Here is a 25893-nt window from a genome sequence, read left to right on the forward strand (position 1 = left end):
GAGTTCTAATATCTCTTTACTACTTTTATCAAAAAAGGAAAAAATATAGTATGGCAACACAACCTAAACTGACACGTTTTAACCAAAATGTTTTAGCCAAATACAAAATATACAACAGCATTTTTATGACGCTTCCGTTTTATGCTGTGACAAAAACAGGAGTTTTATTACCTCTGTTTCATGAGACATGTAAAAAAGGCTATGAAAAGGGAGATGATCCTACTACAATTGTTAATACGTTTTTTGAGAAATACCAAGCAAGACGGACACATGAAAGTCAGATTAATCTACTCTTTAGATTTATTCAATATATAGAGCGACAAGTGGTATTATTTGATGCTATTGAGGATGCTGCATTCCCGACAGTGAATAATATGGATGGTATTGGTACGTTGAGACATTTAAAAGAGAATGCCGATTCTGAAAATAAACTTCAAGATTTAATCAAATACTTCAATGAGTTTAAAGTTAGAATTGTACTTACTGCCCATCCTACTCAATTTTACCCTGGAGCTGTTTTAGGTATTATAACAGATTTAACTGAAGCCATTAAAAATGACGATTTACTTCTCATAAATGATTTACTAGCTCAACTGGGTAAAACGCCATTCTTTAAAAAGAAAAAACCAACACCTTATGATGAAGCTATAAGCCTTATGTGGTATTTAGAGCATGTATTTTATGATGCATTCGGAAAGATTTTTAATTACATTCAGCAAAATATTTACGATGATATTGAGATGCCAAATGAGATTATAAATATTGGATTTTGGCCAGGTGGAGATCGTGATGGAAACCCGTTTGTGACACCAGATACTACGTTAAAAGTAGCAATGAAGTTGAAACAGGCGGTATTAAGAAATTATCTGAGAGATGTAAAGGTATTAAAGCGTAAGTTAACGTTTAGAGGTCTTGAGGATATAATAGCGTCGTTAGAGCGTCGATTATATGATGCAAGTATTAGTCCTAATGCACAAGGAGTTATTACTCTTGAAGATTTCAAAAATGTATTGGAGGAAATTAAAGCAATAGTAATACAAGACCATCAATCACTATATCTTAATGAGATTGAAAGTCTTATAAATAAGACGCAGTTGTTTGGTTTTCATTTTGCAGCATTAGATATTAGACAAGATAGCAGAAAACATAATGATGTTTTTCAGGATGTGGTAAAAACTTTGCATAAAAAATCACCAGATGTTCTACCAGCTGATTTTTCAGAAAAAACTCCAAAACAGAAAGTACGAATATTATCTAATATTAAAGGTAAGCTATCAATAGATTGGTTTAAGGATGAGTTCACAGTTAGGACCTTAAACACTATGAAAGCATTAAAAGAAATTCAAACTTCAAACGGTGAGCAAGCTGCAAGCAGATATATTATTAGTAATAACCAAACGGCTTTGAATGTTATGCAATTATATGCTATGCTAAAATTAACTGCATTTCAAGATAATTTCCCTGTAGATATTGTACCGCTTTTTGAAACAGTACCTGATTTGGAAAACGCATCAGATGTTATGCATGAACTTTATTCTAATAAGGCCTACAGAGCACATCTAGAAAAGCGAGGTAATAAACAAACTATCATGCTTGGGTTTAGTGATGGCACAAAAGATGGTGGTTATTTAATGGCCAATTGGGCAATTTTTAAAGCTAAGGAAGCATTAACTAAAGTATCTAGAAAATACAAAATATCAGTGATCTTCTTTGATGGTCGTGGTGGACCACCTGCACGTGGTGGAGGAAAAACACATAATTTCTATGCATCTCTCGGTCCTACTGTCGAAGATAAAGAGGTACAATTAACCATACAAGGGCAAACAATAAGCTCTAATTTTGGAACACTAGATTCGTCTCAATATAATATGGAACAGCTTATAAGTTCTGGAATCTTAAATCGATTGAGTGATTCTAATCCTAAGCTATCAAGAGTAGATAAAAATACAATGAATAGCTTAGCAGATATAAGCTATAAAGCATATACGGACTTTAAAAAACACCCTAATTTCCTTGGTTATTTAGAGCGAATGAGCACTTTAAAGTTTTATGCTAAAACTAATATTGGTAGTCGACCTTCTAAAAGAGGCTCATCATCAGAACTTGTATTCTCAGATTTACGAGCAATCCCGTTTGTAGGAAGTTGGAGTCAATTAAAGCAAAATGTTCCGGGATTCTTTGGTGTCGGTACAGCTTTAAAATATTATGAGGATAAAGGTGAGTTTAAAAGAGTGAAGCAATTGTATAAAAACTCTAGCTTTTTTAGAACACTAATAGAAAATAGTATGATGTCAATGGCGAAATCCTTTTTTGACCTTACTAAATATATGGCTGAAGATGAAGAGTTTGGAGATTTTTGGAAGCTTATTTACGAAGAATTTAAACTCAGTAAACGACTTATTCTAAAGTTGACTGGATTTAAAGAATTGATGCAAGAAGAACCTGCAGGTAAAGTAAGTATTGATGTGAGAGAATCTATTGTGTTACCATTATTAACCATACAGCAATACGCTTTAAAGAAAATTCAAGAGTTGAATAAATCTCAAAACCCTGATAAAGCAGAATTAGAGATATATGAGAAGATTGTAACGAGATCGTTATTCGGTAATATCAATGCGAGTAGAAATTCGGCCTAGAGTTTTTATTTCGGAATAATCTCGGATATTTATTATAACTTATTGAATGAAGAAAATAGTCTAAAATTTAATAAGTCAAAAAATGAGATCTATTCTATTTATTCTTGTTTGCTTATCTATTGTAGGTTGCAAAAAAGAAGTTAAACAGGAAGAAAAACAACGTACTGAAATTGAAAAACCCAATATCATTTTATTGGTAGGCGATGACCAAGGCTATCCCTATTTTGGGTTTATGGGAGCAGATTATGTACAAACTCCAAATATGGATAAATTGGCTGCTAGTGGCACCTTATTCACTGAAGGTTATGTACCGCAAAATCATTGTAGACCATCATTGCAAACCTTAATGACTGGAACACTACCAATAAATCATGAACAGGCAGTAGAACAATTAATTAAAGACAAGCAAATTCCGGAAGATTCAGTTGTTGGCTTTAAACATCATGCTATGAGACATTTCGAAACCTTACCAAGAATCTTGGCAAAGCATGGCTACAAAAGCTTTCAAGGTGGTAAATGGTGGGAATTTAATTATCAAAACGGAGGTTTTGATGAAGGCATGACCAAAGGCTGGAAAAAAGAAGATAAAGGTAAAAACGATTGGTTTTTACAGTTCATGGGCGGAGAAGGTAGAGAACTGGCTAGAGCAACTATGCAGCCTGTTTACGACTTTATAGAACACTATAACGAACAGCCATTTTTTATCTGGTTTGCACCAGAATTGCCACATTATCCTTTTGATGCACCAGACAAATACTACAATATTTATAAGGATAAAGACATGACAGAATCGGCTAAACGTTATTATGCCAATTGTACATGGTTTGATGATGGTGTTGGAGAGCTCGTAAGATATTTAAAGGAGAAAGAAGAGTTTGACAAAACGCTGTTTGTTTATGTAAATGATAATGGTTGGGAACAAGAACCTCACCAAGAGTTTAGACATGACTCTTTGCGTTGGCATAATGGTGGTGATAAAGGTAAACTATCAGTTTACGATCAGTCGTTTAGAACACCGATAATTTTTTCTTGGAAAGACAAAATTAAAGCTGGAGCAATATCTAAAGCTTTAATGCATAGTGCAGATATACCTGCTACTATTTTAGACTATATTAATGTTGAAACACCTAAAGACTATTTTGGGAAATCTTATAAGACGCTTATAGAAGACACCAATAAAACCGATAGGGAAATTATAATTGGTAAGGCAACACAAATGCGTTCTGAAGAAGATATGATGGGCATGAAAATAGAAGCCTATTGGGCAAGAACTAATGAGTGGTTTTTTCAATGGAATTTAACTACTGAAACTATTGGCTTATTTGACATGAATACAGATCCAAGAAACGATAATAATTTAGCTAAAGCTAATCCAAATCTCGTTGAAGATTTTAAAAGTAAAATAGAAACTTGGAAGTATGAGCGCACAAAATAGTATGAAGCATTTTTATTGGATATTTTGTATTTGTATTTCATTCTTTGGTTGTAAAGAAGCTTCAGATCCTCAAACATCTACTAAACCAAATATTGTATTTATAATAACCGATGATCATGCGTATCAAGCATTGAGTGCATACGATGACAAGTTTATCAAAACACCTCATATAGACCGTTTGGCAAATGAAGGCATGTTGTTTCAGAAAGCATTTGTAACCAATTCTATTTGTTCTCCTAGTCGAGCAGTAGCTCTTACAGGTAAGTTTAGCCATCTTAATAGTGTTCGTGATAATTTGGATGTTTTTGATACCACTCAAGTCACATTTCCTAAGTTACTTCAACAAGCAGGTTACGAAACGGCAATCTATGGTAAATGGCATTTAAAATCTGAACCAAAAGGGTTTGATTATTGGGAAGTATTACCAGATCAAGGCCACTATTATCACCCAGAATTTCTAACACCTGAAGGAGAAATAAAAACTGAGGGTTATGTGACAGATGTTATTACAGATAAAGCCATTAACTATTTGGAAACACAACGTGATTCAAGCAAACCTTTTATGTTAATGTATAATCACAAAGCACCTCATCGTCAATGGTGGCCATCTATGCATGATTTGGAGGATTTTAAATACAAAAAAATTCCAGTGCCAGCAACCTTGTTCGATGATTATAAAACCAAGAGTAAAGCTTCTACGGATGCCCAAATGCGCATAGCAGACCATATGGCTTTAACTATGGACAATAAAATTGCCCCAGAAATTATAGAAAAACTGGATTACGAAGAATTTTTGGATTGGTACACGAGTAGTTATACAGAGCGTCTAAACAGATTAACAGAGGCAGAGAAGGAGCAATGGCATAAAGTGTATGGACCTATTAATAAAGATTTTGAACAAAATACACCTAAAGGAAAAGCACTTACACTATGGAAATACCAACGTTATATGGAAGATTACTTAGGAGTGATTAAAAGTGTAGATCGGAATATTGGGAAGCTCTTAGATTATCTAGATGATAATAATCTTTCTGAAAATACTATGGTAGTTTATACTTCTGACCAAGGGTTTTATTTAGGAGAACATGGCTGGTTCGATAAACGATTTATGTATGAAGAATCTTTTAGAACGCCGTTGCTTATTCGGTATCCTAATATTGTTGAATCAGGAAGCGTTAATACTGACTTAGTTCAAAATATTGATTTTGCACCCACGGTTTTAGAGGTTGCTGGTGTTTCAATTCCAAAGGAAGTACAAGGTAATAGTTTAGTGCCTCTATTTGAAGGTGACAATTCTAACTGGCGCGATGCATTATATTATCATTATTACGAATACCCTGGAATACATATGGTAAAACGTCATTATGGTGTAAGAACCAAACAATACAAACTCATTAGATTTTATTACGATATTGAAGCTTGGGAACTTTACGACCTTGATAATGATCCTAATGAAATGAATAATGTTTATGGAAATCATGACTATAAAGCAGTTCAAGAAAAACTCCATAAAAGATTAGAAGAACTTAGAATACAATACCAAGATAACTCGGACAGCTTAAACCAAGATTGGATTAATAAAGACATAAAACGATTGCAAGACTTAGGTTGGTATTAGCTTAATTATAACGATCTTTAATTCCTAACTAAATAAACGACTAACAACATGAAGAAACAATCCTATCTATTACTTATTACCATTATTTCTGCTTTAGGAGGACTACTATTTGGATACGACACGGGAGTTATCAATGGCGCTCAATTTTATTTAAGCAAATACTTTGAACTTAGTGATGGGTTAAAAGGTTGGGTTGTTGGTAGCGCATTACTAGGCTGTTTTGTTGGTGCAATTATCGCTGGAAGATTAAGTATTGTTATGGGTAGAAAGAAATCCCTTATTATTTCTGCAATTCTATTTGCAATTTCTGCTTATGGTTCTGGACTTCCCGAATTGTTCCCAGAAACAGTGACTGTTTTAGTAATATTTAGGATTATAGGTGGATTAGGTATCGGAATTGCTTCTATGAATGCACCAATGTATATTGCTGAAATTTCTCCTGAATCTATTCGTGGGAAGATGGTAACGTATTATCAATTAGCAATTGTCATCGGTTTCTTTAGTGTGTTTCTTGTTACATATTTTATAGGTGATAACTTATCTCAGGCAGAGAATATTTCAGTTGGTTGGAGACACATGTTTTGGTCAGAATTAATTCCAAGTTTACTATTCTTGGCGTTACTATTCTTGGTGCCTAAAAGTCCGAGATGGCTTTGCCTTAAGGGAAAAACAGATGAAGCTTTAGAAGTGTTAGAGAAGATTCAAAATACAGATAATGCAAAACAAGATATTATAAAGATTAAAGCCTCCATTAAGAGTGAAAACTCAGCAACGGAGAAAATAAATTATTTTTCAAAATCGATATTAGTTATTATTGTTATTGGCACAGTACTTTCGGTTCTTCAACAATTTACAGGTATTAATGCGGTATTGTATTATGGAGCCGATATTTTTGAACAGGCTCTTGGTTTTGGAGAAGAAGATGTATTAAAACAACAAATTCTTTTAGCATTTGTTAATGTGGTCTTTACATTAGTGGCCATGTACACAGTGGATAGATTTGGTAGAAAACCCCTAATATACATTGGCTCAGTAGGAATGATAATGGGGTTTTTATTACTAGGAATTACACTTCAACAACAGGCTGTTGGTGTTCTATCTCTTTTAGGTATTTTAATCTTTATTGCCTCTTTCTCGTTGTCAATGGGACCAATTGTATGGGTCTTGTTATCTGAGATGTTTCCAAATAAAATAAGAAGTGTAGCCATGTCCGTTGCTGTAGCAGCTCAATGGGCTGCAAATTATGTGGTATCCCAATCTTTCCCTATTGTAGTAGGTAGTGATGTTAATAATAGTTCTACATGGAATGGGTCGTTACCTTATTTCATTTTTATAGCATTTATCATTTTGATCATTGTGGTCACCTATAAATTTATTCCAGAAACAAAAGGCAAAACTTTAGAGGAAATAGAAACTATTTGGGAATAGCGCATTGATTTAGACAAATAAAAAAAGCTCCCATTTGGGAGCTTTTTAACTAATTATTAATCCAAATCTAAACTTACTTAACAGTAAGTGTGTATTGTGGTGTTGGGTTTAACGGACAGAAATAAACATATTCACCTTTTTCTAGACTTGTAACTTTAGAAGTCTCAGACGTATTGTTTGCTACCGCTTTAGTAACATACGCAGTTTTAATATGATTTTCTGGGTTAGAAGCATCCTTACCTTTTTGTACTAATACAAAGCCTACGTTATGTCCAACGTTATTATTAGATATCTCAAAGATGTAGTCACCTGCATTTAAGACTAATTCTTTTTGAGTAAACTCACCTTTGGTTTGTTCTAAAGTCACGGTTGTTGCTTTAGAATCTTTCATCATCATAGCATCTTTTTTCATGCTTTCTTGCGCATTACCTACTACAGTTAATGATAATGCGATTACTAAAATTGAAATTATTTTTTTCATGATATTTATGTTTAAATTTTAATGGTTATACAGTTTGTAATTCTAATGGTTGTGTTACAGGGAAATCTACTGGAATCTTTGTAGTGTTATGAAAATAATTAGTGATTGTAATTTCTCCAATAACATTGATTGCATCTGCTAAGTTCTCCTTAGTATAGCCTTCATTAAAAAAGTTGTCTAATACATCATTATCTACTTTTCCTCTGTTAATTGCTACGTTTTGTGCTAATCTTGCTAGGGCATTAAGTTTAGAGTTAAAGTCAGCTTTACCGGTTCTTAATTCTAAGATTTCACTATCGTTAAAACCGTTCATTTTGCTGATTGCTGTGTGTGCAGACAAACAATACACACATCTATTAACTTCACTTACTGCTAGGTTGATAGCTTCTTTTTCTTTGTTAGAAAGAGAGGTTTTTGAATTTGCAAAAGTTAAAAAGTTAGATAATGCGTTATCACTATGTGCTAAAGTGGCATATAGATTTGGTACAAAGCCTAATCCTTTTTCTAATTGATTAAATATAGCTTGGTTATTTTCGCTTACTTGATCTTTTGTTGGTACATTAAATGTGCTCATAATTATTAAATTTTATTGTTGTGGTTTATTGAATATTTACATGTGGTTTTTCACTGTCACAATAGAAATCGTGAATGTGTTTTTGCTCACAATGTGTTTTCGGACTTATTGTGTTTTCGGACTTATTGTGTTTTTGATCGATTGGTTACCTTTTCTAAAAATCTCTATGAGATTGAAAATGGATATATGTTTTAAATTCATCTTGTACATTGTTTTAATATTACAGTGCAAAGATGCGGCGGAAAGCAAGGCAAGAAAATGAACAAATTTCCTTGTGGCTTGTCAATTTTTCCCTATCCTATGTGTTTTAGTTGATTTTGAAATTGAGAAGGAGATACCGATGTAAGTTTTTTGAATAAGCGACTTAAATGTGATGGGTCATCAAAGCCAATATCAAAGGCTATTTCTTTAGTGGTTTTATCAGTATACATTAACTGACGTTTAGCTTCTAATACAATCCGGTCATGAATTATTCGCAACGGACTTTTATTAAATTTTGAAAATGTATTGGAAAGCGTTTTGGGAGATTTAAACAGTTTATCTGCATAGAATGAGACGCTATGCTCTTTTTTAAAGTTTGCCTCTACTAAGACGTTAAAGTGTCTCAATAAGTCAATTTTAGATTCTTGTGTTCTTAAGTTTTCTGAATTATTCTTCAATATACGGGTTGCTTTAATCATAAATCTAGCCATGAGCATTCGCAACATTTCAGCTTGTATATTATCTTTTGTTTGCAGTTCATCTAAGAAAACTTGGTGCAAAAACGAAAACTTTTCTTGTTCTAACTCATCTAAGGTAATAATAGGAACAAACTCATTTCCAAAAAACAAGAGGCCATGGCAACCTACTTCTTTATCGTGGTCTTTAATGCAATAAAACTCTTTATTAAATTGATAGACTATAATCTTGTTACCTTTTACAAATTGAAAATTTTGAATTGGTGTTAATGCCAGAATACGATTAGACTCTAAAGTAAAAGGAATGCCATCAACAATAATTTCTGCTTTATTTGAGGTCGTCCATAAAAAGGTATACAGCCCAATAGGTTTTTGAGATGCGAAGCTTTCTAATAGAGTTTCATTTGCTACATTTAATGTAGCTCCAGTAGAAAATTCAGTAAAATTTTGAATCATATAGGTGTTGTCAATTTTTCCTCCATAAACTTACAGATTTTCCAGAACATTTACATCTAGTCCATTTTTTTGTCCATTTTACGGGTACTATATTTTCCGTGATTGAATCAAAAGTTAAAAATTTTCTTGGTACATTGGTCTTGCTCAGTCTAGTTAATACAAACACCTACTTTTTAACTCTTTCTTTTAATGAGTGCTTTTTTTAAAAAGGTCATTTTTCTTTTAGTGTTTACTTTGAGCTTTTTGCAAATAGTATCTCAAAACTCTGCTCAAGATTACATAGATATAATTAATACTACACAGGATGAAAACATAAAGTTTAATGCTCTAGACAGTTTAATTTTTGTTTTAAAATGGGATGAAGACCCTAAATTATATGCAGATTATACCGATGTTTATATCGATTTAGCGATTAAGAAAACTAAATATAAAGATGCAATAGATGCAGCAACATTTGCTGTCGCTGCAATAAATAATCAATTAGGCAATCCAAATCGTGTTTTAGAGATGCTAAATAGTTTAGAAGTCTATACCGATAGTGTGGATAATAAAAGAACTGTTGGCTCATTATATCTTAAAAAAGGGAGTGCTTACTTTAATGGAAAAGATTATAATAAAGCGATAGAAAATTTTACTAAATCAATAGGCATTTTTACCGATAAAGATTCTATTTATACTGCAGATGCTACGTTTTTTGCAGGACAAGCCTATTTCTCAAAGGGTAATTATATTAAAGCAATAGACCACTTCAATCTTGCCTATCAATATTACAAAAATCTAGACGACAAACAGTATATGTTTTATGCTAAAGCTAATATAATAAGCACTTATGGAGTCAATGGCTTTCATAATAAAACCATAGAAGAACGAAATAAAGTCATAGCAGAGAAACTATCCATTAACTATTACGATGGTCTAGCAATTGACTATTATAATCAATCAATTAACTACGGAAAAACAGGACGTTTAGAATTACAAGAAAAAGCACTATTAAATGCCTTAAAATATATAGAGTTGCATAACAAAGATTTTAATTATGAAGGATCTTACATTGTTATTAATTCTGCTTTAGCAGGGTTTTATATGGATAACGATAATATGGTTTTAGCTAAAAACTATTTAGAAGATGCAAAATTGATGGCAAATGGTTTAAAAGAGGTCACTCAACATAAACTTCTTTTTAATTTGAATGAATCAAAGTATTTATACATAAACGGTCAATTAGATGCTGCCGAAAAAATTGCGAAAGCATCTTTAAAGCAGGTAAACTCTTGGGGTGGAACATCATTAATTATGGGTTTTAATGACATTTTAAGTAAGATTAATGAGAAAAAGAAAAACTACAACAAAGCCCTAGAGTATTTCAAGGCTAAAACTAAAGTCGAAGACTCCATATTTAATAAGGAAAAAACAAATGCATTCTCCTATTATCAAACGTTATATGAAACTGAAAGAAAAGAAAATGAAATTTCTGAGAAAGAAGCTAATATCAGAATATTAGAAAAAGAAAAAGCTATTGAAACAGGAAAAACTAGAACACTTTTAATTGTTTTAGGCGCAATAATCTGTTTTGTTTTGATTGCCTTTTATGTTTTTCGTCAAAGAGCAAAACAATTGAAAGAAAAATTAAAATTTCATAAAAGTGAATTAATATCATATACGCAAGCATTAGTATCAAAGAGTAGAGAGCATGACGTTTTAGAGAAAGAACTGTTGGCATTAAAAACAGAACAAATTTCAGAAAATAGACTAGATAAGCTTCAAGATTTAGTGTCTACAAAAATACTTACCTCAGAAGATTGGAAACAATTCAAACACAAGTTTGAAAAGGTTTATCCTAATTTCTTAGTTAAAGCGAGATTAAATAACAATCTTACCAATGCAGAAGAGCGATTACTTACTCTCGAAAAACTAAATTTAAAGACTTCTGAAATTGCCGATGTATTAGGTGTATCTTCAGAAAGTGTCATAAAGAATAGATATAGACTTAGAAAGAAACTCGGTATTTCTAAAAAAACACCCATTACAGAAATTGTTGAAAATTAGACGTTTACAATGTCCATTTGTTTGTCCATCCGCTTTTTTAGTAATTCAAATTGAAAAGGCATTAATTAGCTTTATCATTATTCACGGTTACCCAATTGGTAAAGTAGGTTAATTTTAGTTTGGGGATTATAACGATTAATTACCTATTGATGAATATTCGAAAGCGCAGCTTAATACAAAGTTGCGCTTTTATTTTGTGTCTGTTAATTCAAAAGAAAATTTCTTGTGCCAATCGATATGTATTAGCATGTGCATCCACTATTACTTTAATATCTGATGAATATCCGCCACCCATACTACACATTATTGGAAGATTATAATCTTTACAAGTCTGCAATACAAAACGATCACGTTCTTTACAACCTTCAATGGTCATGCCGAGTTTACCTAATTTATCTGAAGCGATAATATCTACGCCACATAAATAGTATATAAAATCAGGCTTTTGGGTTTCAATAAGTTTAGGTAAAGTCGTTTTTAAAATAGAAAGGTATGTAGAGTCGTTAGTATTGTCCTCTAAAGCTATATCTAAATCACTTTGCTCTTTTTTAAAAGGGTAGTTACTTTTACCATGCATAGAAAATGTGTATACAGTAGGGTCATTTTTAAAGATTTCGGCAGTGCCATTACCTTGATGCACGTCCAAATCCACTATTAATATTTTATGAGCCAACCCTTTATTTTGCAAATATCGGCCACCAATGGCTTGGTCATTGAGTAAACAAAAAGCTTCGCCACGATTAGTAAATGCATGATGTGTTCCGCCAGCAATATTCATCGCCACGCCATATTTTAAGGCATAATCGCTTGCTTTAATGGTGCCATCAGCAATAATAACTTCACGCTCAACTAAAACTTCGCTTAAAGGAAAACCTATTTTGCGGGCCGCTCTTTGATTTAAAGTAATATTTACTAAATCATAGTAATATTCTGGTTCGTGCACGGCTAAAATATACTTGTCATTTGGTATTGTGGGTTCAAAAAAATTACTGCTATTACAAGTGCCTTCATGCAGTAATTGTTGAGGCAACAACTCGTACTTTTCCATAGGAAAGCGATGCCCTTGAGGTAATGAATGTTTGTAAATAGGATGATAAGCTATTTTTAGCACCTAATTTCCGCTTTCAATTTCTATCTGTTGAGAAACATACTCATTATTATTTACAATACCTTCAATAAATAAAGTGATATTAGGCGTATTGGTGTCGAAAAAAATGAATTCATTAGACCCATTTTCATCAAACTTAAGATTTGGCTCCCATGCAATTGTCCCATATTCGTTAAAGAATTCGGTATTGTAGTATTGGTATTTTGGTGTATAAAATTGTTTGTTTTTACTAAATTTGAGTGGTATGCCGTAAGCTTTTGTATTATCCGTTCTTGGTTTTGAATAGGCCTCTGGAGAAGTGAATATCTTTATATATCCAGCATTTCCTCTAATTCCTCCACCAATTCCATATCGATCATCTTCAATATAGTCTATCATGTTCATCGTCAAGAAAGTAAGAACACTAAAGTCTGAATTTATACCGGAGCCAGACAGCAATGCGTTATCCAAATATACAAGTGGTACTGGGTTTCCTCTTTGAACACGAGGATTTGTTATACTCAAATTACCCGTAAAAATATCAAAATCAGTACGCCATCCAAGCATTTGAAGATATAGATCTAATCGCATGTTTCTATATTTAATATTTTCAGGTATTTCATTAATTCTTGAATTAATGGCCTTATTTTTAAGAGACTCTAGTTTAGTATTTTTTTTGGTGCCTTCTATAACAACTTCATCTAACAAATTAGTTTTGGAATTTTCCCAAGCTGCAGTATTTTGATCTGGGTTAATAGAGGTTTCTACTGCTGTAAAAGTCTCTTCCACTGGATTGTAATCCTTTGTGAAATCTGGAAATTTTTGCGGATAGAATTGAGGATATAAAGACGGTTTTTCTTTAAATTCTTTTTTCTTAGTATCAATATAGCCAACTCTAAAAATATCATCGTCGGTTGGGAACGTATTTTTTATAGTGAAGCTATCCTCGCCTTTAGGCACATCAAATAATTGAGTGCTATTTTGAGAGAATGGATAAATGATATAGGAGCCATTTTTTTGCCCATTAATATTAGCAACGATATCAATACCTCTCTCAAAAGGATAAATGTATGCTATTTCGTTATCGGCAAAAATGGTACTCCAATTATAACTGCTCCAACCTTGAGTAAGCATTAATAAATCGAGATTAAAAGCCGTTTCCCTATCATTAGATTTAAAATAGTCACCAGCATTTTCTAATCTTCCATTGACATAAGGTTGAATATATAATTGAGAGAGAAGGTTGTTATGGTGATTATAAGATTTTGTATTAGAAGGCAATACTGATATGCTTAAGTTAGACCATTTTGAAGGGTCTATATTGTTTGGCTTTAAAGTGACTTTTAGGCTATCTTTTACAGCGGTAACGATGGCTCCATTAAGGTTTTTATTCTGAATAGTATTATTAAAATATAAGCGTTCGAGAATAGGTTGGTTATCTCTCGTAAAAATGGTGAATATATTTATTCCAGAGAATAACTCATCCTTTGGGAAACTTAAAATGGCGGCGCCATCTTTGCTCAGAGAAAACGGTATAACAACAATATCACTGCCATTATTAAGCCCAATTTTAAATGATTTGTTTTTTAATTTTGGTAAAGACTCATTATTAGTTCTAACCTGAATACTAACTTTATCTTGTAATTCGGTTAAACTCATAATAAGACCATTGGTTTTTATATTATCAATTTTGTTAGTGATTTTCCGTTCATTTAAATTAAGATTCACATTGTAATCCTGGCCTTTATTTGGAGTGAAAATAACCTTGGCTAAGCCAACTTCATTTAATTGAAATTCCGACAGGATTTCATTTGTTGTGGCATTAGTAATATTTCCATAGGCATTTGCAATGCCATACCCAAATTGATTTTTAGCAATAATACCAATTGTATTTTGACTACCATAAAGGATATGACCTCCTTCTCCAAGAACTTGTAAATCAATCTTGAAATCACTAGGATTAACGGGTTTGATGTCGCCAAGGTTATCAGCATCAATCACCTTAAACGTTTGTTCATAGTGATTGTTTTCATCAAAATTGCGCATCCAATTGGTATAGGCTTTAAAAGTGAACACACCTGAAGCAATGGTACTGTCTATATCAAAGGTGTTCATAGCGACCCCATCATCAACTTTTACTAATTTCTTTTTAATAACAGTGCCGTTCTTGTTACTTATAGTACAATATAAGTTGCGTGTCATTTTGGATGGTGCTTTGGTAAACTTATCAAAAACATAAGCCTTGAATCCCATCATCTCACCTTCGATATAGGTCGATTTATTTAATTGTACATAAACAAGTTCTCTGGGTGCCTCAACATAATTTTCAAAAACATCTACAATGCTTGAGGTCTTTTGAGCAGCAGTAAAAAGGAATATTAAATTAAAAAAAATGGTGAATAAAGGCCTAAGAAAAAAGTAAGTAGAGTTTTTCATTGAGTTGTAAGTTTTTACAAAGTTCAGCAAAAAATATACCAAACTAATTACCTTTAACTAATCTTTAAACCATTAGAAATCTCTTCTATGCCGTTATTGTGAGAAGTGGAAGTATCAGGATTTACAAACACCAAATTACCAGTTTCGTCTTCGGTCATTAAAATCATTCCCTGACTTTCAGTACCTCTTAACTTTCGAGGTGCTAAATTGATTAAAACCGTAACACGTTTACCAATAACCTCTTCAGGTTTGAAGCTTTCAGCAATACCCGAAACTATTGTGCGGATATCAATACCTGTATCTACTTTTAAGACTAAGAGTTTTTTAGTTTTTGGCATCTTTTCAGCCTCGATAATTGTTCCAACTCTTAAATCTAATTTGGTAAAATCATCAAATGTAATCTCTTCTTTTTGAGGCTCAACAGTTTTCTTGGCGGCTTCATTCGCTTTTTTACTAGCTTCAAGTTTTTCTAGCTGTTTTTCAATTTCTGAATCTTCAATAGGCTTGAATAGCAATTCAGCTTTTCCTTCTTGTAATGTATGACCTGAAGGTATCAAAATATCGCTTGAAGAAACATCCGACCAACTATTGTTAAATGAATTTAGAATACCTTTAAGTTTATGAGAAGTAAATGGTAAAAATGGTTCGGATAAAACAGAAAGTGCAGATGCAATTTGAAGGGCAACAAACATAATTGTTTTTACACGTTCTGGATTATCTTTAACTTTTTTCCAAGGCTCTTCATCTGCAAGATATTTGTTACCAAGTCTAGCCAAATTCATTAATTCTTGACTTGCTTCTCTAAATCTATAACGCTCAATAGAACTCGAAATCACCGCAGGATAAGCTTTTAGCGCTGCTAGTGTTTCTTCATCGATAGTTTTATAATCTGATGGCTCAGGAACTTCACTGCCGTAATATTTATTGGTAAGCACTGCGACGCGGTTAATGAAATTGCCAAAGATAGCAACAAGCTCATTATTATTTCTGGCCTGAAAATCTTTCCATGTAAAATCGTTGTCCTTAGTTTCGGGAGCATTGGCCGTTAATGCATAACGTAAAACATCTTGTTGGTTAGGAAAATCAATTAAATAATCGGGTAGCCAAACAGCCCAGTTTTTTGATGTAGATAATTTGTTGCCTTCTAAGTTTAAAAATTCATTTGCAGGTACATTTTCGGGTAATATATATGAACCTTCGGCTTTCAGAATTGAGGGGAAAATTATACAATGAAAAACAATATTATCCTTGCCGATGAAGTGCACGAGTTTGGTGTTTTTATCTTTCCAGTAATCCTCCCAATTTTTTCCTACTCGTTTAGCCCATTCCTTAGTTGCGGAGATATATCCAATTGGTGCATCGAACCAAACATAAAGTACTTTGCCTTCGCCACCTTCAACTGGGACAGGAATACCCCAATCCAAATCTCTTGTTACAGCTCTTGGTCTTAAACCATCATCAATCCACGATTTCACTTGGCCATAGACATTTGGTTTCCAATCTTTTTTATGCCCTTTTAAAATCCATTCCTTTAGAAACGCTTCATGTTTATTTAAAGGTAAAAACCAATGCTTTGTTTCTTTTAGGGTAGGTGCGTTCCCTGTAATAGCGGATTTCGGGTTTATTAGATCTGTGGCGTTATGGCTTGTACCGCAGTTTTCGCATTGATCTCCATAGGCTTCTTCATAACCGCATTTTGGGCACGTACCAATAACGAAACGATCAGCTAAAAACTGATTAGCATCTGCGTCGTATAACTGTTCTGAAACTTCTTCTACAAACTCATTTTTATCATAAAGATTTTTAAAAAATTCAGAAGCCGTTTTATGATGAATTTTTGCGGATGTACGGGAGTAATTGTCAAATGAAATTCCAAAATCTTCAAATGATGTTTTTATTATAGCATGATACTTGTCTACAATATCTTGTGGCGTAACTCCTTCTTTTTTTGCTTTTATGGTTATAGGCACACCATGTTCATCACTACCACAAATAAATGCAACGTCATTCCCTGTTAACCTTAAATATCTTGAATATATATCGGCAGGTACATATACGCCTGCTAAATGTCCAATATGTATTGGGCCATTTGTATACGGTAATGCTGCGGTTATAGTATATCTTTTAGACATTGGTAGCGTATGTTTTTTTAGAAACACAAAACTACGACATTACAATCAAAATTTTTTAAGAACTGAATTATTAAACCAAACTATTATGGATTTGTAATTTCAACTATCTTATGAATAAAGATTTACTAAAATTTTTATTCCCTACTGATATTTTATAGATGTATTGTCCGACACTTAACCGCTGTTTAATTGTATTTTTGATACTTATGCTATGCTCACCAGATATTAGCATTTCATTTTTGAGTGTTGCTATATCTCTACCTGTTATATCATAGAGTTTTACTACAGTGTGCTGAGTAAATGGATTCAAAAAATTTATAATAGTATCACCTTGTGGATAGGTCACAAAATGTTTAAATCTTTCCATATTAAAGTCATCAATGGTGGTTGCACTGCAATTAAAACCTAGGTCAATAGTATTGTAATTGCCATTAAGTAGTGCACTATTAACTAAGTTATTGTCTAAACATAACCATTGCGACATAACTGTTGCATAAATTTCTCTAAAGTCTTGTTGGTATTCTAAATTACCATTAGTTAAATTACTTAGACTAGGATGCTGTCCTATAAATCCATTACCTTGAATAGCAGGCCCAAATAGCATAAGTGGCGCAGCAGTTCCATGGTCAGTACCGTTAGAACCATTTTCATAAACACGACGACCAAATTCACTAAACGTCATTGATAATACTTTATCATCTAACCCTGCTAAAGCCAAGTCGTCATAAAAAGCGTTTACCGAATTTGACAAATCAGTTAGTAGGCTTTCATGGTCATCAACTTGGTTTGCATGCGTATCAAATCCGCCTAGAGTAACTAAATACACTTTTGTACCTAGGTTCCCTTTTATTAATCTCGAGACTATTGATAACTGTCTACCTAAATTAGTATTTGTGTAATTAGGATTACTAGATGCACTAGCGTAGGCATCATGAATTGTGCCTGCATATTGATAAGTGGTGTTCGTAGTGGTTCGTAAATACTTTAACTGTTCGCCATAAATACATTCTGGTAAATTACTAATGTCGTGCACAGTACCATTTTCAGCAATTGATTCTAATTGATCAGGGTTTGCAACTGAAAATGCATAGTTTGTAGAGTCGCCATCAAAAATGAGATTTCCGATACTTCCAATTTGTATAGCAGCAGGAATATCTGGAAGATTAGTTAAATAATCTGGATAGAGATTTTCAAAGTATCTACCTAAAAAACCAGTTTGTTCTGTACCGCTTGGATCTGTTGAAGCCCAAACATCAGAACCAGCAAAATGAGATTGGTTAGAATCTTCATAACCAACACCATGTATAACTTTCATGGCACCATTATCCCAAAGGTTTAAAAGAGGATTCATAAAGTCCGGAATACCAAAATCTGGCCCAAGATTAGTAATTCTACCAAGATCATGTTTTATAGTTGGTCTATAAGAGGCATAGGTGTCATAATCATAGATTGGTACAATTGTATTGAGGCCATCATTTCCACCTTTTAAGCGAATTAATACTAAAATTCTATCTGTTTCAGATTGATGTATTGCAGCTGCCAGTCTTGAGCTGTTAGATGCTGATAATGGCATTCCACCTACCATCATAGTTCCTGCACCTGCCAATCCAAGTGCTTGCAGAAATGAACGTCTATTCCATTTTTTATGTTCTTCATCATGAAGATTACCTTCGTGATGATGTTTTTTGTAATTATGGTTGTTGCACATGATAAGCAGGTATTAAATTAGTTGAAATTCGGGCATTTTAATAATATGAAATAAAAGCAATACGACTTGATTTGGTACTGTATCCCATTGTAAGTTCCATGAACCATCATCATAATAGTTTTGTGGGATATTATGTTTAAATATATCTGTTGCTATTTGATAATCGGTTGGAGTAAAAAGCTCAAGTGGGACAAAACGATCTATGATACTTTTAGTAATAATATATGGGTCATTACTATCACCAGAACTCTCTATAGCAAATGTTCTTAATTCTTCTGTAAACTCATTCAAAGTGTGCCATATAATCCATTCGAATATTTGCCATCTAATCGTAATAGTACTAGAGTTTATCCAATCTTTATCGCCTTGCCATCCAGCTACGTCTACCGGATTAAATAAATATTGCCCCATCATATTATTATACCAAACAAAAGCATCTAAATAATCTGGTTGCATAGTGAAACCAGTAACTTTTAAGTACGACATGGTTAGGTCAAAAGGGCTTTTAATTTTAGTTCCCAATGATTTTTCATCAAAGAAATGTTCACTTTTGAATAATAGTTTAAGAACATTAGCGATATTAAAATCTGCCCCAAAACTATCTGCCATAGCAGAAATAACAACTTCATTTGGTTCAGGGCTAATGAAATATGTATATAATTTTCGGCAAATAAATTGAGCAATTAATGGCGATTTTTCTTCAAATAAAATGGCAATGACCTCGTCATAACCCCAATTTCCTTCACGATTAAAAATAGTCTTGACAGAATTATCAAATGTGCTAGAGTCGTAATTGATAGGGTAAGTCCAATTGACTCTGTGATTAAATCCAGTTAATGCTTTAGAAGTTTCAACAATATCTTGCTGTGTGTATCCATTGTCTACACCAAGTGTAAAAAGTTCATATAATTCCCTGGCATAATTTTCATTAGGGCTGTTATTTGTGTTTTCGAAACCATTGAGGTATACAAGCATTGCACTTGTTCTACCTATATCATATACAAATTCTCTAAAATTACCTAGGGCATGACGCTCCAGTGTATGATAGTATTCATAAAGCAGATTACTCGCAAAATAACTCTCTAATTCAGTTACAAAATGGTTACTCCAAAACAATATTAAGCGTCCTTTTAAACCATTATTTTGCATTTTGTTTATAACTTCTAATCGCAATTCATGATGATTATTTTGAGTTTCTTCCTCAAAATCAAGTCCTAAATTATCATAATCATGATTTGTATAGTCTGCCCAAACAGGTGTTGGCCAGTTAGGTTCGTTAAATGCCTCATCAACCAATTGGTCAATAAAGTCATTTGGAGACATAGCTAAGGCGGCAGTAACCATAGCTTTACTCGCATCATATCCAATACGTCTATAAGCATGTCTAACCCTTGCTTCATCCCAAGGGTTTATTGCTGACGGTATATAAGGCTGAATAGTGCTAGAATTACAGGATGTAGTAACAGCCATAAGTTGAAATTTTAAGTTGAAAAATAGATTTGGTTTTTTAATCTACTGAATATCTACGGTTTAATTAAGACTTTTGGATGTTTTTTCGTTAAAAAACGTTAAATTTTAAGATTTCAGTATAGTTGTATTATACTTTTTATATTTACAAAAAAGGAGGTATTATGATTTTGAGACATTATTTAGCTGTTGTATTCGTAAGTTTAATTTTGAATTTTAATACAACTACTTATGCTCAAAGCCACTCTGATAATTCTATGAAAATGAGTTCCAAATTAATTCAACCACCTTATCTCAAAGCAGGCGATACTGTTGCTATAGTTGCACCATCAGGTATTCTCAAAAACAGAGAACGAGAAGTGCAACAGGCTATAGATTTATTAAAAAGTTGGGGTTTGTATAGTGTGGTTGGAACACATGTTTTTAGCACAGCTAATCATTTTGCAGGTACTGATGATGAACGATGTGAAGACATGCAAAAAGCTTTGGATGATCCAAGCATTAGCGCTATATGGTGTGCACGTGGAGGCTACGGCACGGTAAGAATTTTAGACAAACTGGATTATACAAAATTTAAGAAAAACCCTAAATGGTTAATTGGGTATAGTGATATTACCGCTTTACATAACCAGATGCATAACAATGGGTATGAATCATTTCATGCGTTGATGTGTGTAAGCTTAACAAAGGACTTAGATGAGATAAAAAATTCAATAGCTACATTTAAGTCCGTGTTGTTTGGAAACCCTACTAATTACCTTCTAGAGGGTTCTAGTTATAATAAGGCAGGCAAAGCATCTGGGCAGTTGGTAGGCGGAAACTTAACCATGTTGCATACTATGTTAGGCTCTAATGAGAGTATTGATACAGCTGGTAAAATTTTGTTTATTGAAGAAATCGGTGAATACAAATATCATATAGACCGAATGTTGCAAAGTATGAAGCGTGCTGGCTATTTCGAGGAACTAAATGGTCTTATTGTTGGTGATATGTCTAAGCTACGAAAGAATACAACACTATGGGGCACATCAATTGAACAATTAATTTTAGATGCACTTTCTGAATACGACTTCCCTATAGCTTTTAATATGCCTGCAGGTCATGAAAAAGATAATCGAGCTTTAGTATTGGGCAGAACTATAGAATTAGATGTTTCTAAAACCGAATCTTCTATAGTTTTTAAAAACTAAAAACATCTAGTTTTTGCAAATACCATCACGAACTGTAACCTCTTGCAACTTCTGCCACACTTTATCTTTTTGGGGTTTTAAGGAAAGTCTAAATACAATTGTAGACCTATTGCTAGTTTCGCAATAATGAGCATCGACAGTACAATTTAGCGAGATAACTTCTTTAGTATGAAATCTATCATAAGTTTTTATTTTACCAATAAAGCTCGAGGGCTTATTCGGATTTTCTATAAACAAAACTGAAGCTCCTTGTATTTTTTCTTCATCATTGTTTGCCGAAAGCATCAACCCATCAAAATATAATTTCAAATGCTGTTCTAGATTTTCTATGGTTTGTTTTTGGATACCCTTTATATGCCAAACAAAAACGTAGGTCCAAAAATCAGGCCTATCCTTTTTAGACCAACCTTCAGCAAATCTAATATCCTCAATGCCTTCGTATTCGATTCCAGGAGCAAAGCTTAGGGGCATTTTTAAGGATTCTTTAGACCATGTATTGTTAGCTATTAGGATAGTTTCATTTTTTTCTGTTTGACTAAACACTATTAATGTATTTAGAAAAATGATGATAAAGGTTAGTGGTTTCATTACAGGCTTAATTTTACTTCAAACCCAATAGCATCAGAGATTAGACCGTCTTTTAATTTTCCTTCGACCTCTTTAGAATTATAAGTAATATTCCAGAGCGTGCGGTCAATTTTAAATCGAGTAGTCATTTCTTTCTTTGTGTAATTGACTTTGGCTTCAAAGTGTATAGGCAAGGTAATATCTTTTATAGTAAGATCTGCAAATATTTTCATTTGTGTGGCATTATGGTAAGAAACACTAGTAATAACAAGCTTGGCTATTGGATATTTTTTAACGTCGAAAAAATCGGGGTCTTTGAGATGATTTACTAAGCCAGAGTCTTTATCAATTTCATCGTTATCAGTACATACTATAGTATTCATATCAATTATAAACTCACCTCCAGAAATGACTTCATTTTCTTTTAAAAAGTGACCCTCTTTAAAGTCAATAATACCTTTATGACCTCCAAAATAGAATGCATATTCACCAGTCCATTTTATTTCACTGGTTGAGGTATTGATGTTTAATTTTTCTGAAGTTTGAGAATGACATAAAGCAAGATTAGAAATTATTAGAATGATCAGGAATGTTCGTTTTTTCATGATTACTTATTTTTAGATGTTGTTTTTTTGGTAAAACTAGAATGGACTGCATTTGAGAGTGTCAAAAAATTGTAAAAGAAGTGTCAACAGTTGCAAAATGTCATGAAATTGTATGTTATTTACATTCTGTTATGATTAGAAACCTATTTAAGTATGTAATGCCTCTATTATTTTTATTTGTGCTTTCCTGTGCAGATGAAAAAGAAGATTCTTCTACCGAACATATAAAAGTGGTACTCCGAGAAGTAGGTAATCAGCTGTTATTAGTTAATAAAGATTCAACATCATTAATATTACCTGTGGTTGCCATAGAGAAATCAAAGTTTAGGTTATCATTTCAAAAACCATTGACTTTTGAGCCTGATGATTTAGTAGAAATTTTTAGAGAGAATTTTCAAAAAACAACACTTACCAAAGATTATCGTGTAGAGGTGATTCAATGTGTTGATAATGAAGTTGCTTATAGCTATGAAGTGAGCCTTAATGAAGAGAATACAATCATTCCGTGTATCAGTAGAGTTTTACCAAAAGCCTGTTACAATATTGAGGTAAGGCTTATTAATACTAAAAACTCAAGTTCTAGTAATTCAATACTAATTCTGTTAGTTGCCTTAATTGGTTTATGCTTTTTAGGAATTATATTTTATTACAGAAGACGTAATTATGACAAGGAAAATAAAACTGAAACGGCTATTAAGATTGGAAGTTTTAAGTTTTATGCCGACCAGAATAAACTTATTAAAGAAGCAGAAGAAATTAATCTATCTAAAAAAGAGTGCGAGTTGTTAGAGATATTTGTTTCTAGACCTAATGAAGTTATAAAGCGTGACGAGTTAACCAAGCGTGTATGGGAAGACAATGGTGTTTTTGTTGGAAGAAGCTTGGATACTTACATTTCTAAATTAAGGAAAAAGCTAAAGAGCGATGCTTCTATAAAGTTGACTAATGTTCATGGTGTAGGTTATAAGTTAGAACTAAAATAATTATCCCCGATTTCGCTCATTCAATCTAATAAATGAGTTTATGTAGCCCAGTGTTATTACCATAAAAACAACGAATATTGGTGTTTTAGGAATACTCGTAAAAATAACAACTAACCCGTTTTTATCTCCTAAATACTTAAACATAATAAATGATGTCACAGCGGTTACGACTGCCACAGTAAATAAGGTAATTTTAAATAACTTGTTTAATGCCTTCTTACGTTCTTTATTGACTTCAATAGTCGACATTAGGTTATTTATAAAGTCATCTGAAGTTTCAAGATTACTCTTTTTTATAATTTTTTTGAATTGCTCTTCATTCATAATAAATGTTTTATATCATTCCCTAATAATTGCTTAAGCTGGAAGCTTAAATTTTCTCTTCCGCGATGTAAATCAATTTTAATTTTAGAGGTTTTAAACTTGGTAATTGCTTCTATTTCTTTAATACTTAATTCGCATAAATAGAATAATCGCAAAACCAACGCCTCATCTATTCTCATGCGTTCCAAAGCCAGATTGATATAGCGTTTTTGGTCTTTTTCTTTTAAATGGTCTTCGTCCTCGGCTGGTGTTAACAGACCTTCGTTGATGGTATCGTCAATAGAAACCTTAGGTTTCTGTTTTTTTAACTCATTGTAAGCTGTATTTACGACTATTCTATACAACCAAGTTGAAAAAGAAGATTTAAACTTAAACGTATCTAGTTTGTTAAAAACCTTAATAAACGCATCTTGAAGTACATCTTCTGATTGTGCTTTATTTTTCAGAATCGAATACGCAAGAGAAAGCGACACGTCTTTATACTTGTAGACCAATTGTCTAAAAGCAGTTGTGTCACCTTCTATTGTGTTACGAATTAATTCGTAGTCTTCTATTTGAGGTTTAGTCTTCAAGCTTTTTTCTGATGAAATGTGCTGCTACCAAACCAGCTGCTCCAAAGATTAAAATAGTTCCCCAAACCAAAAGATCTGTGGTGTCTTCAGAAAGTGTCATTGATGTAAAGATGGACGATACCATTAAGCCAATACCCAAGCCAAAAACAATACAACCAATATCCAAATACTTATATTTTACGGTTCTGTTTTCGAGATAAATGCCCTGGTTTATCATTTCTTTTTTTATTAAATATGTGTAGCGAGAAATGATAAAAACAATTAGTAGCAGCGCTACTATTATAGCCGTAAATACGATGGCTTCATTATAATTTTTCATAGTTTTTAATTTTAAAAATGTTCTCCTATTAGTTCTTCTAGTTTTTCTAAGAATGGGAATAGATTGTCGGAATTAGCAAACATAACAAAACCATAATCCTGCTCAGGAATAAACATTGTATATGCTTGAAAATCTTGATTGTTGCCCGTATGTAAATGCATTAAGCCATTAGGAGTGGGTTTTTGTGCGAACCCAAGACCCCAACCTGTTTGTCCAGTTTCTATGTATAGCGCGTTATTTTCTTTAAAGAGATTGTGCGTTTTAAGCATTTCGTCTCTGGTAGCTTCTGTAATATTTTTGGGATGCATCATTTCTATAAGAAACAGAGCATAATCTTCTGCATCAGTGTGCAAGCTAAAACCTGGGCCTACTTTTTTAAATCTATTTATTTTTGAATTGACGTTACCTTTTAGATGTCCATTAGCTACAGCATTTTCATATTTCGAATCCCAAGTGTATAGGGTTCTATCCATACCAATAGGTATAGCAGCTTCTTTAATAAAAAGTGAATCTAATTTTGAGCCCCAATCTATGCCTTGTTTTAGGGCAAATGCTGCCCCTAAATGCTGATAAGCTTCACCAGAATATGAGAAATCTGTACCTGGTTTAAAAGCAATTTTAATAGGCTCGCCTCTTACCCAATTAGGAATACCAGTGCCATGAGATAAAATAATACGAGGTGTTAAGCGCTTATAATACTCAAGTGATTTCTCTTCAACAGTGCCTTCAGGAAAAATAGGTTCTAAGTATGGGTAAATAGGTTTGTCCAAATCTATTTTGCCGTCTTCTACCATCTTCATTACGAAATATGCGAATAATGGTTTAGATAATGATGCGCCTTCAAAAATGGTTGCAGCTGTAACTGGTGTTTTAGTTTTATTGTTTTTGACACCAAATGTATTGTGGTAAGCTATTTTATTGCCATTAACTATAGCTATTGACAAACCCGGTAATTTTAAGGAATCCATAGCTTTACTGATATGTTGGTTTAAAGTTTCGGCAGAAATAGTTCTTCCGTCAGGGACTTCTATAAGATTTGAATTTTTCTGCCCATAAACTAAACTAGTTAGAGTCAAAGCAGAGATAATTAAATATGATTTTAAAGTGTTCATTTTTTGATGATTTTAAAAGTTTAAATTGTGTTTATGCGAA

The 25893-nt window shown here is 32.9% G+C and carries 21 protein-coding genes; 7 read left to right on the forward strand and 14 right to left on the reverse strand.

Annotated features, from left to right (window positions below; translation table 11 throughout):
• Positions 1-50: 50 nt before the first annotated feature.
• The 4 genes from ED556_RS03845 (at position 51) to ED556_RS03860 (ending at position 7117) form a co-directional block, all read left to right on the forward strand.
• The gene (locus ED556_RS03845) at positions 51-2636 is read left to right on the forward strand and encodes a phosphoenolpyruvate carboxylase (protein ID WP_296319520.1); all 2586 of its coding nucleotides are present in this window, start codon (positions 51-53) and stop codon (positions 2634-2636) included.
• An 82-nt stretch (positions 2637-2718) separates the two neighbouring features.
• Positions 2719-4071, forward strand: a complete 1353-nt coding sequence (locus ED556_RS03850) for a sulfatase-like hydrolase/transferase (RefSeq protein ID WP_296319521.1) — start codon at positions 2719-2721, stop codon at positions 4069-4071.
• Positions 4055-5689 carry a sulfatase gene (locus ED556_RS03855; protein WP_296319522.1) on the forward strand — a complete coding sequence of 545 codons (1635 nt, stop codon included), beginning with the start codon at positions 4055-4057 and terminating at the stop codon, positions 5687-5689. Before ED556_RS03850 ends, ED556_RS03855 begins: the two co-directional genes overlap by 17 nt.
• Before the next feature lie 48 nt (positions 5690-5737).
• Positions 5738-7117 (forward strand): sugar porter family MFS transporter, encoded by a 1380-nt coding sequence (locus tag ED556_RS03860; protein WP_296319523.1) that lies wholly within the window; start codon positions 5738-5740, stop codon positions 7115-7117.
• A 73-nt stretch (positions 7118-7190) separates the two neighbouring features.
• Here the strand turns inward: ED556_RS03860 and ED556_RS03865 are convergent, their stop codons facing one another.
• The 3 genes from ED556_RS03865 to ED556_RS03875 form a co-directional block, all read right to left on the reverse strand.
• The gene (locus ED556_RS03865) at positions 7191-7598 is read right to left on the reverse strand and encodes a plastocyanin/azurin family copper-binding protein (protein WP_296319525.1); all 408 of its coding nucleotides are present in this window, start codon (positions 7596-7598) and stop codon (positions 7191-7193) included.
• Between the two features lie 25 nt (positions 7599-7623).
• Positions 7624-8172 (reverse strand): peroxidase-related enzyme, encoded by a 549-nt coding sequence (locus ED556_RS03870; protein ID WP_296319527.1) that lies wholly within the window; start codon positions 8170-8172, stop codon positions 7624-7626.
• Positions 8173-8465: 293 nt separating this feature from the next.
• Entirely contained in the window at positions 8466-9305 is an 840-nt protein-coding gene (locus tag ED556_RS03875; protein WP_296319528.1) for an AraC family transcriptional regulator, read from the reverse strand.
• A 189-nt stretch (positions 9306-9494) separates the two neighbouring features.
• Between ED556_RS03875 and ED556_RS03880 the strand changes: the two genes are divergently transcribed.
• Positions 9495-11351: a tetratricopeptide repeat protein gene (locus ED556_RS03880; protein WP_296319530.1), complete on the forward strand. Its 1857-nt coding sequence runs from the start codon at positions 9495-9497 to the stop codon at positions 11349-11351.
• A 208-nt stretch (positions 11352-11559) separates the two neighbouring features.
• Here ED556_RS03880 and ED556_RS03885 read toward each other — a convergent pair whose 3' ends face one another.
• The 5 genes from ED556_RS03885 to ED556_RS03905 form a co-directional block, all read right to left on the reverse strand.
• Positions 11560-12462, reverse strand: a complete 903-nt coding sequence (locus ED556_RS03885) for a histone deacetylase (RefSeq protein ID WP_296319532.1) — start codon at positions 12460-12462, stop codon at positions 11560-11562.
• Positions 12463-14874 (reverse strand): hypothetical protein, encoded by a 2412-nt coding sequence (locus tag ED556_RS03890; protein WP_296319534.1) that lies wholly within the window; start codon positions 14872-14874, stop codon positions 12463-12465.
• Positions 14875-14927: 53 nt separating this feature from the next.
• Complete coding sequence (gene metG, locus ED556_RS03895) at positions 14928-17006, reverse strand: methionine--tRNA ligase (RefSeq protein WP_296319538.1); 2079 nt, start codon at positions 17004-17006, stop codon at positions 14928-14930.
• 103 nt (positions 17007-17109) lie between these two features.
• Positions 17110-18714, reverse strand: coding sequence for a DUF1501 domain-containing protein (locus tag ED556_RS03900; protein ID WP_296319541.1), 1605 nt, complete (start codon positions 18712-18714; stop codon positions 17110-17112).
• A 12-nt stretch (positions 18715-18726) separates the two neighbouring features.
• Entirely contained in the window at positions 18727-20184 is a 1458-nt protein-coding gene (locus ED556_RS03905) for a DUF1800 domain-containing protein (RefSeq protein WP_296319543.1), read from the reverse strand.
• A 260-nt stretch (positions 20185-20444) separates the two neighbouring features.
• Between ED556_RS03905 and ED556_RS03910 the strand changes: the two genes are divergently transcribed.
• Positions 20445-21371 carry an LD-carboxypeptidase gene (locus tag ED556_RS03910; protein WP_296319544.1) on the forward strand — a complete coding sequence of 309 codons (927 nt, stop codon included), beginning with the start codon at positions 20445-20447 and terminating at the stop codon, positions 21369-21371.
• A gap of 6 nt (positions 21372-21377) precedes the next feature.
• Here the strand turns inward: ED556_RS03910 and ED556_RS03915 are convergent, their stop codons facing one another.
• Positions 21378-21959, reverse strand: a complete 582-nt coding sequence (locus ED556_RS03915; protein WP_296319547.1) for a hypothetical protein — start codon at positions 21957-21959, stop codon at positions 21378-21380.
• Entirely contained in the window at positions 21959-22543 is a 585-nt protein-coding gene (locus ED556_RS03920) for a YceI family protein (RefSeq protein ID WP_296319548.1), read from the reverse strand. The genes ED556_RS03915 and ED556_RS03920 overlap by 1 nt, the downstream gene beginning before the upstream one ends.
• Positions 22544-22674: 131 nt before the next feature.
• Between ED556_RS03920 and ED556_RS03925 the strand changes: the two genes are divergently transcribed.
• Positions 22675-23526, forward strand: a complete 852-nt coding sequence (locus ED556_RS03925; RefSeq protein ID WP_296319550.1) for a winged helix-turn-helix domain-containing protein — start codon at positions 22675-22677, stop codon at positions 23524-23526.
• On the opposite strand, the gene ED556_RS03930 is transcribed toward ED556_RS03925, so the two are convergent.
• Genes ED556_RS03930 through ED556_RS03945 form a run of 4 tightly spaced genes read right to left on the reverse strand, consistent with a single transcriptional unit; the run spans position 23527 to position 25853 of the window.
• Complete coding sequence (locus ED556_RS03930; RefSeq protein WP_296319553.1) at positions 23527-23850, reverse strand: hypothetical protein; 324 nt, start codon at positions 23848-23850, stop codon at positions 23527-23529.
• Positions 23847-24422 carry a sigma-70 family RNA polymerase sigma factor gene (locus tag ED556_RS03935; RefSeq protein WP_296319556.1) on the reverse strand — a complete coding sequence of 192 codons (576 nt, stop codon included), beginning with the start codon at positions 24420-24422 and terminating at the stop codon, positions 23847-23849. The genes ED556_RS03930 and ED556_RS03935 overlap by 4 nt, the downstream gene beginning before the upstream one ends.
• Positions 24412-24741, reverse strand: a complete 330-nt coding sequence (locus ED556_RS03940) for a hypothetical protein (RefSeq protein ID WP_296319557.1) — start codon at positions 24739-24741, stop codon at positions 24412-24414. The genes ED556_RS03935 and ED556_RS03940 overlap by 11 nt, the downstream gene beginning before the upstream one ends.
• An 11-nt stretch (positions 24742-24752) precedes the next feature.
• Entirely contained in the window at positions 24753-25853 is a 1101-nt protein-coding gene (locus ED556_RS03945) for a serine hydrolase domain-containing protein (protein WP_296319558.1), read from the reverse strand.
• Positions 25854-25893 lie beyond the last annotated feature (40 nt).

The sequence above is a fragment of the Winogradskyella sp. genome (assembly GCF_003712105.1).
In the GTDB taxonomy this organism is placed as follows: domain Bacteria; phylum Bacteroidota; class Bacteroidia; order Flavobacteriales; family Flavobacteriaceae; genus Winogradskyella.